This window comes from Nocardiopsis oceanisediminis (assembly GCF_048595525.1).
GTDB classification, from domain to species: domain Bacteria; phylum Actinomycetota; class Actinomycetes; order Streptosporangiales; family Streptosporangiaceae; genus Nocardiopsis_A; species Nocardiopsis_A oceanisediminis.
The window spans coordinates 3,162,139-3,180,033 of record NZ_JAFMZJ010000001.1; the positions used below are offsets into that span (position 1 = coordinate 3,162,139).

The 17,895-nt window shown below is 75.9% G+C and carries 1 protein-coding gene; it reads left to right on the forward strand.

The window, feature by feature from the left end; genetic code table 11:
* Positions 1-121: 121 nt before the first annotated feature.
* Positions 122-17,866, forward strand: coding sequence for an amino acid adenylation domain-containing protein (locus tag J0910_RS13915; protein ID WP_420158927.1), 17,745 nt, complete (start codon positions 122-124; stop codon positions 17,864-17,866).
* The last annotated feature ends 29 nt before the right edge of the window (positions 17,867-17,895 follow it).

Sequence of the window (17,895 nt, forward strand, 5' to 3'; positions counted from 1 at the left end):
AGGACGGATGCCGAACGCGCCCGGCCTCGCGCGAGCCTGCGCTCCTGCCTTTCGCATGCCCGGAACCCGCGTGCGCCCTCCCGAATTTCGACGGCCCCACCTGCAGAGGAGTGGCTTCGCTGTGTCGGCTTCTTCGGTCAATGACCTGACCATCGACGGGACCCCGCTCATCGGAATGACGCTGCCGGAGCTGCTCCGGGCACAGGCGCGCCGCACCCCGGATGCGGTGGCGCTGTCGGGCCCGGGTGTGGAGTGGACCTATGCGGGGCTGGAGGAGCGGGCCGACCGGGTCGCGCACTGGCTGATCGGGCGCGGCGCGGGCGTGGAGGACCTGGTGGGGGTGGTGCTGCCGCGCTCCGCCGATCTGGTGGCGGTGGTGCTGGGCATCGCCAAGGCGGGTGCGGCGTGGGTTCCGGTGGATCCGGATCATCCGGCCGAGCGGGTCTCGTCGATCATGGCGGGGGCGTGTCCGAGGCTGGTGCTGACCGACCGGGCGACCGGCGCCCGGCTGGAGGGTGCCTTCGGGGGCGCTCCGGTGGTCGCGGTGGACGATCCGGCGACGGTCCGGGCCTGGGAGACCGGCCCGGCCACCGCACCGGAGACGGCCGTCGGCCCGGCGCACCGGGCCTACCTGATCCACACCTCGGGGTCGACGGGCGCGCCCAAGGGCGTGCAGGTCACCCACGCCGGCCTGGGGGCGCTGGCGGCCACCCTGGTGGAGCGGTGCACCCGCACCCGGGACACCCGGGTGCTGCAGCTCGCCTCGGCCGGCTTCGACGCCTCCGTGCTGGAGCTGCTGCTGGCCCTGGGCACCGGCGGGCGGCTGGTGGTCCCGGCCGAGCACCGCCCCTCCGGCGCCGAACTGGAGCGGGTGATCACCGAGCAGCGGGTCACCCACGCGCTCATCCCGCCGTCGGTGCTGGCCACCCTCCCCGGCGGCGCGGAGACCCGGCTGACCGGTCTGGAGACGCTGATCGTCGGCGGCGAGGCCGCCCCCGCCGACCTGATCGACCGGTGGTCCCCCTGCCGCCGGATGATCAACGCCTACGGCCCCACCGAGACCACCGTCGCCGCCACCGTCAGCGGCCCCCTCGGCGACCGCCCCGAGGGCGCCCCGCCGCTCCCGATGGGCCGGCCGGTGGCGGGCACCGGCGTGCACGTCCTGGACGAGCGGTTGCGCCCGGTGCCCGAGGGCGCGGTGGGCGAGCTCTACGTGTCCGGGCCCGGCGTGGCCCGCGGCTACCTGGGCCGGCCGGACCTGACCGCGGAGCGGTTCACCGCCGACCCGTTCGGTCCGCCCGGATCGCGGATGTACCGCACCGGCGACCTGGCCCGCCGGACCGGAACCGGCGAGCTGGAGTTCGCCGGCCGCGCCGACGACCAGGTCAAGGTGCGCGGCGTCCGGATCGAACCGGGCGAGGTCGAGGCCGCGCTGCGCGCGTGCGCCGGCGTCGAGCAGGCCGTCGTCGTCCCGCACGGCGACGGCGCGGACCGGCGGCTGGTCGGCTACGTCGTCACCGGCGGCACCGCCCCGGCCTCCCGGCTCCGCGAGGAGCTCCGCGGCCGGCTGCCGGAGTACATGGTCCCGTCGGTGCTGACCGCCGTGGACGCGGTGCCGCTCACCCCGCACGGCAAGGTCGACCACGCCGCCCTGCCCGATCCCGACTTCGAGGCGCTGGCCACCGGCGGGGCGCCGCGCACCGAGCGCGAGGAGGCGCTGTGCGCCCTGTTCGCCGAGGTGCTGGGGCTGTCCCGGGTCGGCGCCGACGACCGCTTCTTCGACCTGGGCGGCCACTCGCTGCTCGCCACCCGGCTGGCCGGGCGGATCCGCGCCGAACTGGGCATCGAGGTGCCGGTGCGGGTGCTGTTCGACCACCCCACCGCCGCGGCCCTCGCCGCCGAACTGGGCCGCGCCGACCAGGAGGCGGCGCGCACCGCGGTCGCGCCGCGCCCCCGCCCGGAGGCGGTGCCGCTCTCCTTCGCCCAGCGCCGGCTGTGGTTCCTGCACCGGCTCGAAGGCGCCTCCGCCGCCTACAACGTCCCGCTGGCGCTGCGGCTGAAGGGGCGCGTGGACGCGGAAGCGCTGCGCGCCGCGCTGGACGACGTCGTCGGCCGGCACGAGTCGCTGCGCACCGTCTTCCCCGAACGCGACGGCGAGCCCTACCAGCGGGTGCTGTCGGCCGGTGAGGCGCGGGTCGCCTGGCGGACCCGGGAGGCCGCCGAGGCGGAACTCGGCCGCCTGCTGGAGGAGGCCGCCGGCCACCCCTTCGACCTGGCCGCGGAGATCCCGGTCCGGGCCGAGCTGCTGCGCGTGCACGCCGAGGAATCGGTGTTGCTGGTGCTGATGCACCACATCGCCGCGGACGGCTGGTCCATGGGGCCGCTCGCCCGCGACCTGGCCGCCGCCTACCGCGCGCGCGTCGAGGGCGCCGCCCCCGACCGGGCCCCGCTGCCGGTCCAGTACGCCGACTACACGCTCTGGCAGCGCGAACTCCTCGGCGACAGGACCGACCCGCAGAGCCTGCTCAACGCCCAGCTCGACTACTGGCGGACCAGGCTCGACGGGCTGCCGGACCGACTGGAGCTGCCCACCGACCGGCCGCGCCCGGCGGCCGCCTCCGGCGCCGGCGACCTGGTCGAGGCCGGCATCGACGCCGAACTGCACCGGGCCGTCGCCGACTTCGCCCAGGCCAGGGAGGCGACGGTGTTCATGGTGCTGCAGGCCGCCATGGCCGCGCTGCTCACCCGGCTCGGCGCCGGCACCGACATCCCGCTCGGCGCGCCCGTCGCGGGCCGCACCGACCAGGCGCTGGACGACCTGGTCGGGTTCTTCGTCAACACCCTGGTGCTGCGCACCGACACCTCCGGGAACCCGCCGTTCGCCGACCTGGTCGCCCAGGTCCGGGAGACGAGCCTGGAGGCCTACGCCCACCAGGACGTCCCCTTCGAATACCTGGTGGAGGACCTCAACCCGCGCCGCTCCACCGCCCACCACCCGCTGTTCCAAGTGGTCCTCGCGCTGAACGCGCCGGCGCCGGAGGTCCGGCTGCCCGGCGCGACCGGGCTGCCCGCCGCGGTCGCCACCGGCGCCGCCCGCTTCGACCTGCTGTTCCTGATGACCGAGGAGCACGGCCCGGACGGCGCCCCCGCGGGCCTGCACGGCCAGGTCGAATACGCCACCGACCTGTTCGACGGCGGCACCGTGCGCGCCCTGTTCGACCGCTGGATCCGGCTGCTCCGCGCCGCCGTGGCCGACCCCGCCCGCCGCATCGGCGACCTGGACCTGCTCGACGGCGCCGAGCGCGCCCGGCTCACCACCGGGCCGGCCGCGTCCGCCGAGGCCGCCCCGACGGCCGGCGCGACCCTGCCCGAGCTGTTCGAGGAGCGGGTGCGCAGCGCCCCTGGAGCCACCGCGCTCACCGCGGACGGCACCGAACTGACCTACGCCGAGCTGAACGCGCGCGCCAACCGGCTCGCGCACTGGCTGATCCGGCGCGGCGTGGGCGCCGAACACCTCGTCGGCCTGGCCCTGCCGCGCTCCGCCGACCTGGTGGCGGCGGTCCTCGCCGTCGGCAAGGCCGGCGCCGGCTACCTGCCCATCGACCCCGACCACCCGGCCGAGCGGGTGGCGCACATCGCCGCCGACGCCGCCCCCTCCCTGGTGCTGACCTCGGCGGACGCCCCGCCGGAGCTGCTCGCCGCGCTGCGCGCGGCCGACGTCGAGGCGGTTCCGCTGGACGCCCCCGAGACGGCGGCCGCGTGCGGCGCGTGCCCCGCCACCGACCCCGGCCCGGCCGAACGCGGAGCACTCCGCCCGGACCAGCGCGCCTACGTCATCTACACCTCCGGGTCCACCGGTACCCCCAAGGGCGTGGAGGTGGCCCACCGCAGCGTGGTCAGGCTGCTCGCCGCCACCTGGGGCGACTTCGGGTTCGGTCCCGCCGACGTGTGGACGATGTTCCACTCCGCCGCGTTCGACTTCTCCGTCTGGGAGCTGTGGGGTGCGCTCGCCTGGGGCGGCCGACTCGTCGTCGTGCCCTTCGACGTCTCCCGCTCCCCGGACCGGTTCCTGGAACTGCTCGCGGACGGGGGCGTGACCGTCCTCAACCAGACGCCCTCCGCCTTCTACCAGCTGCTCGACGCCGAGCGGGCGGCGCCGGAGACCGGGCGGCGGCTGGCGCTGCGCACCGTCGTCTTCGGCGGGGAGGCGCTGGACCCGGCCCGGCTGGCCGACTGGTACGCGCGCCACCCCGGCGGCGGCTGCGCGCTGGTGAACATGTACGGCATCACCGAGATCACCGTGCACGCCACGCACCACGCGCTGACCGCGGAGTCCGCCGCCCGGGCCGGCTCGCTCAGCCCGATCGGGCGGGCCCTGGCCGACCTGGCCGGCTACGTGCTGGACGAGCGGTTGCGCCCGGTTCCGCCGGGTGTGGTGGGCGAGCTCTACATCGCGGGTCCGGGTGTGGCCCGGGGCTACCTGGGCCGGCCCGGCCTGACCGCGGAGCGGTTCACCGCCGACCCGTTCGGTCCGCCCGGATCGCGGATGTACCGCAGCGGCGACCTGGCCCGGTGGAACGCCGACGGCGAGCTGGAGTTCGCCGGCCGCGCCGACGACCAGGTCAAGGTCCGCGGCTTCCGGATCGAACCGGGCGAGATCGAAGCGGCGCTGCTCGAACACCCCGGCGTCGCGCAGGCCGTGGTGGTGCTGCGCGAGGACGAACCGGGCGACCGGCGGCTGGTCGGCTACATCGTCGCGGAGGGCAGCGGGTCCGCCGACGGCGACCCGGCCCGGATCCGCGACGGGCTGCGCGCGGCCCTGCCCGACTACATGGTGCCCTCGGCGCTCGTCGCGCTCCCGGAGATCCCGCTGACCGGCAACGGCAAGCTGGACCGGCGCGCACTGCCCGCCCCCGACTACGCCGCCCCGGTCTCGGGCCGGGCGCCGCGCACCCCGCGCGAAGAGGCGCTCTGCGGGCTCTTCGCCGAGGTGCTCGGCCTCACCCGGGTCGGTATCGACGACGGCTTCTTCGACCTGGGCGGCCACTCCCTGCTCGCCACCCGGCTGGTCGGCCGGATCCGCGCCGAACTGGGGATCGAAGTGCCGGTGCGGCTGCTCTTCGACCACCCCACGGTGGCCGGGCTGGCCGCGCGCATCGGCGGGGACGCGCAGACCCGGCCGGCACCGGGCCCGCGCCCCCGCCCGGAGGCGGTGCCGCTCTCCTTCGCCCAGCGCCGGCTGTGGTTCGTCAACAAGCTGGAAGGGCCTTCGGCCTCCTATAACATGCCGCTGGCGCTGCGGCTGAAGGGGTGCGTGGACGCGGAAGCGCTGCGCGCCGCGCTGGACGACGTCGTCGGCCGGCACGAGTCGCTGCGCACCGTCTTTCCCGAGCGCGACGGCGAACCGCACCAGCGGGTGGTCCCCGCCGGCGAGGCCCGCGCCGGATGGGACGCGGCCGAGGCGGCCGAGGAGGAGCTGGACGCCGCGGTCGCGCGGGCCGCGCGGCACGAGTTCGACCTGGCGGCCGACGTCCCCGTGCGCGGCCTGCTGCTCCGGCTCGCCCCGGACGAATCGGTGCTGCTGGTCCTGGTCCACCACATCGCCGGCGACGGCTGGTCGCTGGCCCCGCTCGCCCGCGACCTGGTGGCCGCCTACGGCGCGCGCGTCCAGGGGACCGCACCCGACTGGGCCCCGCTGCCGCTGCAGTACGCCGACTACACGCTCTGGCAGCGCGAACTGCTCGGCGCCGCATCCGACCCGGACGCCCCGCTGAACCGGCAGACGGCGTACTGGCGACGGCGGCTGGACGGGCTGCCCGAGCAGATCGCGCTGCCCGCCGACCGGCCCCGCCCGCCGGTCGCCTCCTACCGGGGCGACCTGCTCGGCTTCGAGGTCGACGCCGAACTGCACCGGGCCGTCGCCGGGCTCGCCCGCGACTCCGGCGCCACCGTGTTCATGGTGCTGCAGGCGGCCATGGCCGCGCTGCTCACCCGGATGGGCGCCGGCACCGACATCCCCCTGGGCACGGCCCTGGCCGGCCGCACCGACCAGGCCCTGGACGACCTCGTCGGACTGTTCGTCAACACCCTGGTGCTGCGCACCGACACCTCCGGGAACCCCTCCTTCGCCGACCTGGTCGCCCAGGTCCGGGAGACGAGCCTGGAGGCCTACGCCCACCAGGACGTCCCCTTCGAGCACCTGGTGGAGGAGCTCAACCCGCGCCGCTCCGCCGCCCACCACCCGCTGTTCCAGGTGGCGTTCGCACTGCAGAACGCACCGGCCGCGGACTTCGAGCTGCCCGGCACCCGGGTCCGCACGTCCACCCCCGGAACCGGGACCTCCCGGTTCGACCTGCTCATCTCGCTGACCGAGCGGCAGGACGCGCACGCCGGGGAGAGCGACCCCGAGGGCATCGAAGGGCTGGTGGAGTTCGCCACCGACCTGTTCGACCGGGCCACCGTGCGCGCCCTGTTCGACCGCTGGGTCCGGCTGCTCCGCGCCGCCGTGGCCGACCCCGCCCGACCCATCGGCGACATCGACCTGCTCAGCGGCGAGGAGCGGGCCCGGCTGTCGGCCGGCGCGGACACCGCGCCCGCCGTGGAACCGCGCACTCTCCCCGAACTGTTCGAGGCACAGGCGCGCCGCACCCCGGATGCGGTGGCGCTGTCGGGCCCGGGCGTGGAGTGGACCTATGCGGGGCTGGAGGAGCGGGCCGACCGGGTCGCGCACTGGCTGATCGGGCGCGGCACGGGCGTGGAGGACCTGGTGGGCGTGGTGCTGCCGCGCTCCGCCGATCTGGTGGCGGTGGTGCTGGGCATCGCCAAGGCGGGTGCGGCGTGGGTTCCGGTCGATCCGGATCATCCGGCCGAGCGGGTCTCCTCGATCATGGCGGGGGCGCGTCCGAGGCTGGTGCTGACCGACCGGGCGACCGGCGCCCGGCTGGCCGGCGCCTTCGGGGGCGCTCCGGTGGTCGCGGTGGACGATCCGGCGACGGCCCGGGCCTGGGAGACCGGCCCGGCCACCGCACCCACGGCGGCCGACCGCGGCGGCGCACTCCTGCCCGGCCACCGCGCCTGGGTCATCTACACCTCGGGATCGACCGGCGTCCCCAAGGGCGTCGAGGTCGCGCACACCGGCGTGCACGCGCTCGCCGAGACGATCCGGCGCCGCTTCGGCGGCTCCGCCGAATCGCGGGTGCTCCAGCTCGCCTCGCCCAGCTTCGACGTCTCCATCCTGGAGATGCTCTGGGCCTTCGGCACCGGCGGGCGGCTGGTGGTCCCGGCCGAGCACCGCCTGGCCGGCGCCGAACTGGAGCGGGTGATCGCCGAGGAGCGGATCACCCACACCCTGGTCCCGCCGTCGGTGCTGGCCGCGCTCCCCGACGGCGCCGAGCACAGGACCACCGGCGTGGAGACGCTGGTGGTGGGCGGCGAGGCGGCCTCGGTGGACCTGGTCGACCGGTGGCGCGCCGGCCGGCGGATGATCAACGCCTACGGCCCCACCGAGATCACCGTCATGGCGACCGCGAGCGACCCGCTGACCGGCGGCGCCGCCCCCATCGGCCGCCCGGTCGAGGACGGCCGCTGCCGCCTGCTCGACGAGCGGTTGCGTCCGGTTCCGCCGGGTGTGGTGGGCGAGCTCTACATCGCGGGTCCGGGTGTGGCCCGGGGCTACCTCGGCCGACCGGACCTGACCGCGGAGCGGTTCACCGCCGACCCGTTCGGTCCGCCCGGATCGCGGATGTACCGCAGCGGCGACCTGGCCCGGTGGAACGCCGACGGCGAGCTGGAGTTCGCCGGCCGCGCCGACGACCAGGTCAAGGTGCGCGGCTTCCGGATCGAACCGGCCGAGGTCGAGGCCGCCCTGGTCGGCCACCCGGACGTGGGCCGCGCGGTCGTCGTCCCGCACGGCGACGGCGCGGAGCGGCGGCTGGTCGCCTACGTCGTCCCCGGGGGCGGCGCGGGATCCGACGCGGCCGGGGACGCCCAGGTCGACGAGTGGCGCGGCATCTACGACTCGGTCTACGCCGAGAGCGCGGCGGGCGCCGCCGCCTTCGGCGAGGACTTCGAGGGCTGGGACTCCAGCTATGCCGGTGGTCCGATCGACCGGGGCGAGATGCGCGAGTGGCGGGGGGCGGCGGTTGCGCGGATCCTGGCGGGCTCGCCGCGGCGGGTGCTGGAGATCGGCGTCGGTTCCGGCCTGCTCATGGCGCACGTGGCGGGGAAGGTGGAGTCCTATTGGGCCACCGACTTCTCCGGGGCGGTCATCGCCCGGCTGCGCGGCCAGGTGCGAGCGGCCGGTTTGGAGGGCCGCGTGGTGCTGCGGGAGCAGCCCGCCGACGACGCCTCCGGGCTGCCCGAGGGCTCCTTCGACACCGTGGTGATCAACTCGGTGGTGCAGTACTTCCCGGACGCCGACTACCTGCGCCGGGTGCTGGACCGGGCGCTGGGGCTGCTGGCGCCGGGCGGCCGGCTGATCGTGGGCGACGTGCGCAACGCCGCCACCCTGCGGATGTTCCACACCGCCGTGTACCGCACCCAGAACCCGGACGCCGACGAGGCCGCGGTCCGCGCGGGCGTCGAACAGGCCGTACTGATGGAGAAGGAACTGGTCCTCGACCCCGGCTTCTTCACCGAGTGGGCCGGGCGCGACGGCCGGGTGGCCGCCGTGGAGGTGGTGCTCAAACCGGGCCGGGCGCACAACGAGCTGACCCGGCACCGCTACGAGGCGGTGCTGCACCGCGCGGACGGCGGAGCGGACGGTGGCGCGGACACTGCGGAGACCCTCGACGTCGCCGATGCGCCGCGCCTGGTCTGGGGCCGCGACGTCGCCGACCTGGAGGGTCTGGCCGCGCGGGCGGCGGGCGGGGACGGCCCGGTGCGCGTCACCGGACTGCCCAACGCCCGGCTGGCCACCGAGGAGGGCGCCGCGCTCACCGGCACCCCCGTCGACCCCGAGGAGCTGCGGGTCCGGTCGGAGGAGGCCGGGGTGCGGGCGGTGCCGACCTGGTCGCCGGAGGCGCCCGACCGGTTCGAGGCGGTGCTGCTGCCGCTCGACGCGACCGCGCCCCTGGCCGGGGTGTACCGCCCGGCCCGGGACGGGCGGCGGCTGGCCAACGACCCCGTCGGCTCCCGCCGCATCGGCGCACTGGTCTCCTCGGTGCGCGAGCACGCACGGCAGGTGCTGCCGGAGTACATGGTGCCCTCGGCCGTCCTGGCCGTGGACGCCGTACCGCTCACCCCGCACAACAAGATCGACTACGCCGCACTGCCCGCCCCCGACTTCGACGCGCTGACCACCGGCGGAGCACCGCGCACCGAACGCGAGGAGGCGCTCTGCGCCCTGTTCGCCGAAGTGCTCGGCCTCACCCGGGTCGGTATCGATGACGGCTTCTTCGACCTGGGCGGCCACTCCCTGCTCGCCACCCGGCTGGTCAGCCGGATCCGCGCCGCCCTCGGCGTCGAAGTCCCGGTGCGGCTGCTCTTCGAGCACCCCACGGTCGCCGGCCTGGCCGAGCGGCTGGACGAGGGCGAGCGGATCCGCTCCGCCCCCGCCCCGCGCCCCCGCCCGGAGGCGGTCCCGCTCTCCTTCGCCCAGCGCCGGCTGTGGTTCGTCAACAAACTGGAAGGACCCTCGGCCTCCTACAACATGCCGCTGGCGCTGCGGCTGAAGGGGAGCGCGGACGAGACCGCCCTCCGCGCGGCCCTCGATGACGTCGTCGGCCGACACGAGTCGCTGCGCACCGTCTTCCCCGAACACGACGGCGAACCGCACCAGCGGGTCATCCCCGCCGATGAGGCGCGGATCGCCTGGCGGACCCGCGACGTCACCGAGGCGGAACTCGGTGCCGTACTGGAAGAGGCCGCCGGCTACGCCTTCGACCTGGCCTCGGAGATCCCGGTGCGCGGATGGCTGTTCCGGGTGGCGGAGCGGGAGTGCGTACTGCTGGTGCTGATGCACCACATCGCCGCCGACGGCTGGTCCATGGGGCCGCTCGCCCGCGACCTGGCCGCCGCCTACGGCGCGCGCGTCCAGGGGACCGCACCCGACTGGGCCCCGCTGCCGGTCCAGTACGCCGACTACACGCTCTGGCAGCGCGAGCTGCTGGGGACGGAGTCCGACCCGCAGAGCCTGCTCAACGCCCAGCTCGACTACTGGCGGACCAGGCTCGACGGGCTGCCCGAGCAGATCGCGCTGCCCGCCGACCGGCCCCGCCCGCCGGTCGCCTCCTACCGGGGCGACCTGCTGGAGGTGGACGTCGACGCCGGCCTGCACGCCGCCGTCGCGGAGTTCGCGCGCGCCTCCGGCGCCACCGTGTTCATGGTGCTGCAGGCGGCCATGGCCGCGCTGCTCACCCGGATGGGCGCGGGCACCGACATCCCGCTCGGCACCGGCGTGGCCGGCCGCACCGACCAGGCCTTGGACGACCTCGTCGGGTTCTTCGTCAACACCCTGGTGCTGCGCACCGACACCTCCGGCGACCCGTCCTTCGCCGAGCTGGTCGCCCAGGTCCGCGCGACCAGCGTGGAAGGCTACGCCCACCAGGACGTGCCCTTCGAGCACCTGGTGGAGGAGCTCAACCCGCGCCGCTCCGCCGCCCACCACCCGCTGTTCCAGGTCGGGTTCGCGCTGCTCAACACCGACCGGGCGCGGTTCGAGCTGCCCGACCTCAGCACCTCCCGGGAGACCGCGCTCACCCGCACCTCCCGGATCGACCTGCTGTTCATGTTCAGCGAGGAGCACGGGCGGGACGGCGCCCCGGCGGGCGTGCACGGCCAGATCGAGTACACCACCGACCTGTTCGACGGCGCCACGGTGCAGGGGCTGTTCGACCGCTGGGTGCGGCTGCTGCGCGCCGCCGTGGCCGACCCCGCCCGACCCATCGGCGACATCGAGATCCTCGCCGGCGACGAGCGGGACCGGGTGCTGGAGGAGTGGAACGCCACCGCCTCCGCGCTGCCCGAGGCCGCCTGGGCCGAGCTGTTCGAAGAGCAGGTGCGCAGCGCACCCGGCGCGGTCGCGCTCACCGCGGACGGCGCCGACCTGACCTACGCCGAGCTGAACGCGCGCGCCAACCGGCTCGCGCACTGGCTGATCGGCCAGGGCATCGGCCCCGAGCGGCGGGTCGGCCTGGCGCTGCCGAAGTCGGCGGAGCTGATGACCGCGATCGTCGCCGTGCTCAAGGCCGGCGGCGCCTACGCGCCGCTCGACCCCGCCCACCCGGCGGACCGGATCGCCCAGATGGTCGGCAACGTCGCCCCGGACCTGGTGCTGACCAGCGCGGAGGCGGCCGACCGGCTGCCCGCGGAGCTGGACCCGGCGGTCGTGCGGATGATGGACGACCCGCGGGTGCGGGACGCCTGGCGGGCCTGCCCCGCCGAGGACCCCGCCCCCCGGGCGTCGGTGCGCGATGCCGCCTACGTCATCCACACCTCCGGATCGACCGGCGTCCCCAAGGGCGTGGTGCTCACCCACGCCGGGATCGCCGGGCTGGCGGCCGCACAGATCGAGCGGTTCGGCACCGGCCCGGGCAGCAGGGTGCTGCAGTTCTCCTCGCCCAGCTTCGACGTGTCCTTCGCGGAGATCTCCGCGGCCCTGCTGGCCGGCGGGACGCTGGTGCTGCCGAGGGTGTCGCCGCTGGTCGGCGAGGTGCTGGGCGGCGTGCTGGCCGAGGAGCGGATCACCCACCTGCTGATCGCCCCGTCGATCCTGGGCACCGTTCCCACCGGCGGGCCGGGCCCGCTGCTGCCGGACCTGTCGCACCTCATCATCGGCGGCGAGCCGTGCCCGCCGGACCTGCTGCGGACCTGGGCCGCCGGCCGGCGGGTGGTCAACGCCTACGGCCCCACCGAGTGCACCGTGTCGGTGGCCACCAGCGGCGCGCTGACCGGCGGCGGCCGCACGCCGATCGGGCGGCCGGTGGTGAACACCCGGGTGTACGTGCTGGACGAGCGGCTGCGCCCGGTGCCGCCGGGGGTGCCCGGCGAGCTGTACGTGGCCGGCCGCGGCGTGGCCCGCGGCTACCTGGGGCGCACGTCGATGACGGCCGAGCGGTTCACCGCCGACCCGTTCGGCGCCCCCGGCGAGCGGATGTACCGTACCGGCGACCTGGCCCGGTGGAACGCCGACGGCGAGCTGGAGTTCGCCGGCCGCGCCGACGACCAGGTCAAGGTGCGCGGCTTCCGGGTCGAACCGGGCGAGATCGAGGCGGTGCTGCGCAAGCACCCGGGGGTGTCCGACGCCGCCGTGGTGCTCCGCGAGGACCAGGCCGGCGACCAGCGGCTGGTCGGCTACGTCGTCCCGGCGGCCGACACCGGTGCGCTCCCGGCCGCCGGGGCGGAGCCGTCGGCGGCGGCCGAGCAGGTCGGCGAATGGCGGGACCTGTACGAGTCGGCGTACGCGCAGACGGCCCAGGCCCCGTTCGGCGAGGACTTCGAGGGCTGGGACTCCAGCTATGCCGGTGGTCCGATCGACCGGGACGAGATGCGCGAGTGGCGGGGGTCGGCGGTTGCGCGGATCCTGGCGGGCTCGCCGCGGCGGGTGCTGGAGATCGGCGTCGGTTCCGGCCTGCTCATGGCGCACGTCGCGGGGAAGGTGGAGTCCTACTGGGCCACCGACTTCTCCGGGGCGGTCATCGCCCGGCTGCGCGGCCAGGTCCGCGCGGCGGGCCTGGAGGGCCGCGTGGTGCTGCGGGAGCAGCCCGCCGACGACGCCTCCGGGCTGCCCGAGGGCTCCTTCGACACCGTGGTGATCAACTCGGTGGTGCAGTACTTCCCGGACGCCGAGTACCTCTCGAAGGTGCTGGACCGGGCGCTGGGGCTGCTGGCGCCGGGCGGCCGGCTGATCGTGGGCGACGTGCGCAACGCCGCCACCCTGCGGATGTTCCACACCGCGGTCCAGCGCGCGCGGAACCCTGAAGCGGGCCCCGCGGCGACCCGGGCCGGCGTCGAGCACGCGATGCTCATGGAGAAGGAACTGGTCCTCGACCCCGGCTTCTTCACCGAGTGGGCCGGGCGCGACGGCCGGGTGGCCGCCGTGGAGGTGGTGCTCAAACCGGGCCGGGCGCACAACGAGCTGACCCGGCACCGCTACGAGGCGGTGCTGCACCGCGCGGACGGCGGCGCGGACACTGCGGAGATCCTCGACGTCGCCGATGCGCCGCGCCTGGTCTGGGGCCGCGACGTCGCCGACCTGGAGGGTCTGGCCGCGCGGGCGGCGGGCGGGGACGGCCCGGTGCGCGTCACCGGACTGCCCAACGCCCGGCTGCTGGCCGAGTCCGGAGCGGACACCGCCGAAGCGGTCGACCCCGAGGAGCTGCGGGTCCGGTCGGAGGAGGCCGGGGTGCGGGCGGTGCCGACCTGGTCGCCGGAGGCGCCCGACCGGTTCGAGGCGGTGCTGCTGCCGCTCGATGCGACCGCGCCCCTGGCCGGGGTGTACCGCCCGGCCCGGGACGGGCGGCGGCTGGCCAACGACCCCGTCGGCTCCCGCCGCATCGGCGCACTGACGTCCGCGCTCCGCGAGTTCGCCCAGGACCTGCTCCCCGACTACATGGTGCCGTCGGTGATCGTCGGCATCGGGGAGATCCCGCTGACCTCCAGCGGAAAGCTGGACCGGCGCGCGCTGCCGGTGCCGGACTACGCCGCCCCGGTCTCGGGCCGGGCGCCGCGCACCCCGCAGGAGGAGGTGCTGTGCGGGCTCTTCGCCGAGGTGCTGGGGCTGTCCCGGGTCGGCGCCGACGACGGCTTCTTCGACCTGGGCGGCCACTCGCTGCTCGCCACCCGGCTGGCCGGCCGGATCCGCGCGGTACTCGGCACCGAGGTGCCGGTGCGGGTGCTGTTCGAGCACCCCACCCCCGCGGCCCTCGCCGCCGAACTGGGCGGCGGCGCGGGCGGGGCGGTCCGCACCGCGGTCGCGCCGCGCCCCCGCCCGGAGGCGGTGCCGCTCTCCTTCGCCCAGCGCCGGCTGTGGTTCCTGTACAAACTGGAAGGCCCCTCGGCCACCTACAACATGCCGCTGGCGCTGCGCCTGTCCGGCCGGGTGGACGCCGAGGCGCTGCGCGCCGCGCTGGACGACGTCGTCGGCCGGCACGAGTCGCTGCGCACCGTCTTCCCCGAGCGCGACGGCGAACCGCAGCAGCGGGTAGTCCCCGCCGATGAGGCGCGGATCGCCTGGCGGACCCGGGAGGCCGCCGAGGCGGAACTCGGCCGCCTGCTGGAGGAGGCCGCCGGCCACCCCTTCGACCTGGCCGCGGAGATCCCGGTCCGGGCCGAGCTGCTGCGGATCGGCGCGGAGGAGTCGGTGCTGCTGGTGCTGATGCACCACATCGCCGGCGACGGCTGGTCGATGGGGCCGCTCGCCCGCGACCTGGTGGCCGCCTACACGGCGCGGACCCGCGGCGCGGTCCCGGAGTGGGCGCCGCTCCCCGTCCAGTACGCCGACTACGCCCTGTGGCAGCGCGAGCTGCTCGGCGCCGAATCCGACCCGGAGAGCCTGCTCAACGCCCAGCTCGGCTACTGGCGGACCAGGCTCGACGGGCTGCCCGAGCAGATCGCGCTGCCCGCCGACCGGCCCCGCCCGGCCACCGCCACCTACCGCGGTTCGCACCTGGAAGTGGAGGTCGGGGCCGACGTGCACCGCGCGGCGGCCGAGTTCGCGCGCGCCTCCGGCGCCACCGTGTTCATGGTGCTGCAGGCCGCCATGGCGGCGCTGCTCACCCGGATGGGGGCGGGCACCGACATCCCGCTCGGCGCGCCCGTCGCGGGCCGCACCGACCAGGCCTTGGACGACCTGGTCGGGTTCTTCGTCAACACCCTGGTGCTGCGCACCGACACCTCCGGGAACCCGCCGTTCGCCGAACTGGTGGCCCGGGTCAAGGAGACCGCCCTGGAGGCCTACGCCCACCAGGACGTGCCCTTCGAATACCTGGTGGAGGACCTCAACCCGCGCCGCTCCGCCGCCCACCACCCGCTCTACCAGGTGAGCTTCGCACTGCAGAACGTGGACGAGGCCCGGTTCGAGCTGCCCGGGCTGCGGGTCGGCGGCGAAGGGGTCAGCACCGGGGTGTCCCGGGTCGACCTCACCGTCCTCGTCGGCGAGCGGCACGGCGCGGACGGCGCCCCCGGCGGGCTGACCGCGACCGTGGAGTACTCCACCGACCTGTTCGACCGGGCCACCGTGGAGCGGCTGATGGCCCGCTGGGCCCGGCTGCTGCGCGCCGCCGTGGCCGACCCCGCCCGGCCCATCGGCCACCTCGACGTCCTGGAGGGCGGCGAGGCGGACCGGGTGCTGGCGGCGGGGCGGGGCGCCGAACCGCGGGCCGCCGCCACCACCCTGGCCGGGGTCTTCCGGGACCAGGTGCGCAGCGCCCCCGGGGCGGTCGCGCTCACCGCGGACGGCGCCGACCTGACCTACGCCGAACTGGACGCGCGCGCCAACCGGCTCGCGCACTGGCTGATCGGCCGGGGCATCGGCCCCGAGCGGCGGGTCGGCCTGTCCCTGCCGCGCACCGCCGACCTGGTGGTGGCGATCCTCGCGGTGCTCAAGGCCGGCGGCGTCTACGTGCCCATCGACCCCTCCTACCCCGAGGAGCGGATCGCGTTCATCCGCGCCGACGCCGCACCCGCGCTGGTACTGGACGAGGAGGCGCTGCGCTCCCTCCCCGACGGGCTGCCCGACGGCGACCCGGGGGAGCGGTGCGCACCGGACAACGCCGCCTACGTCATCTACACCTCGGGGTCGACCGGCACCCCCAAGGGCGTCGTGGTCTCGCACCGCAACGTCACCGCGCTGCTGGAGACGGCGCACCGCTGGTTCGACTTCGACGGCACCGACGTGTGGGCGCTGTTCCACTCCACCGCGTTCGACTTCTCGGTGTGGGAGATCTGGGGCGCGCTGTCCCGCGGCGGCCGGCTCGCCGTGGTCCCCTTCGACGTCAGCCGGGCCCCCGCGCGGCTGCTGGAACTGCTGGTCGAGCAGGGGGTGACGGTGCTCAACCAGACGCCGTCGGCCCTCTACCAGCTGCTCGCCGCCGAACCCGAGGACGGCACCCCCGGCCTGCGGCTGCGCACCGTCGTCTTCGGCGGCGAACCGCTGGACTCGGCGCGGCTGGCCGACTGGTACGCCCGGCACCCGGCCGACCGGACCCGGCTGGTCAGCGTGTACGGCATCACCGAGACCACGGTGATCGACACCGGGTACCGGCGGGAGCCGGGCGACACGACCGGGGTCGCGGCGATCGGCCGGGCCTTCCCCGGCGTCCGGGTGTACCTGCTGGACGAGCGGCTGCGGCCGGTCCCCGACGGCGCCCCCGGCGAGCTGTACGTGGCCGGCCCGGGGGTGACCCGCGGCTACATGGGCCGTCCCGGGCTGACCGCCGAACGCTTCGTCGCCGACCCGTTCGGCGCCCCCGGCGAGCGGATGTACCGCTCCGGCGACCTGGCCCGGTGGAACGCCGGCGGTGAACTGGAGTTCGTCGGGCGCGGCGACGACCAGGTGAAGCTGCGCGGTTTCCGGATCGAACTCGGCGAGGTCGAGGCGGGGCTGCTGGCCCACCCGGACGTCGCCGAGGCCGTGGCGGTGGTGCGCGAGGACGAGCCGGGCGACCGGCGGCTGGTCGGATACGTGGTGCCGGAGCGGCGCGGCGGCGCCGACCTGGACCGGCTGGCCGAGGAGGCGCGGCAGGCGCTGCGGGCGCGGCTGCCGCAGTACATGGTGCCCTCCGCCGTCGTCGGACTGGACGCGCTGCCGCTCACCGTGAACGGCAAGCTCGACAAGCGGGCGCTGCCCGCGCCCGCGGGGGCGGGCCCGGCCGCCGGCCGGGCGCCGCGCACCCCGCAGGAGGAGCTGCTGTGCGACCTGTTCGCCGAGGTCCTCGGGGTGCGGCAGGTCGGCGTCGACGACGGCTTCTTCGACCTGGGCGGGCACTCGCTGCTCGCCACCCGGCTGGTCGGCCGGATCGCCGCGGTGCTCGGCGTGGAGCTGCCCATCCGGGTGCTGTTCGAGGCCCCCACGGTCGCCGGGATCGCCCGCCGGCTGGAGGTCGACGGCCAGGAGAGCGCGTTCGACGTGCTACTGCCGCTGCGCGCGCACGGCGACCGGGCGCCGCTGTTCTGCGTGCACCCGGCGGGCGGGATGAGCTGGCCCTACACCGGCCTGCTGCCGTACGTGGACCGGGACGTGCCGGTCTACGGGCTGCAGTCGCGGCACCTCGACGGCCGGGACCCGCTCCCAGAGACCCTGGAGGAGATGGTCGGCGACTACGTCGAGCAGATCCGCCGGGTCCGCCCGGACGGCCCCTACCACCTGCTCGGCTGGTCGTTCGGCGGCCTGGTGGCGCACGCCATCGCCGCGCGGCTGGAGGCGGAGGGCGCGGAGGTCGGCCTGCTCATCCTGCTCGACGCCTACCCGCCGCGCGAGGCGGAGCGGGTGCTCGCCGAGCACGCGCCGGTCACCGAGCCGTCCGTCCTCTACCGGGAGCTGCTCCAGCTGTTCGACATCGACGCCGCGGAGATCGGCGAGGGCGACCTCGACCACGACCGCTTCCTGGACCTGCTGCGCACCCGGAACACGGCGCTGCGCAGCCTGGACCGCGAGCAGGTCGAGACCCAGATCGCGGTGATGATGAACAACATCCGGGTGGGTGCGGAATTCCCGGAGGCGCAGGTCGCGGCCCCGGCGCTGATCGTCGCCGCCGGCGAGGGGCCGGACCGGGTGCTCACCCCCGATTCGTGGCGGGAGCTGCTGACCGGCCGGACCGAATTCCGCGCCGTCCACTGGCCGCACGCGCGGATGCTGCAGCCCGAACCGCTGCGCGACATCGGCCCGATGGTCGCGGACGCCCTCGACCGCGCCGACGGCCGGAGCTGAGCACCGGGCGGGCCGCCCGCGCGGCGGCC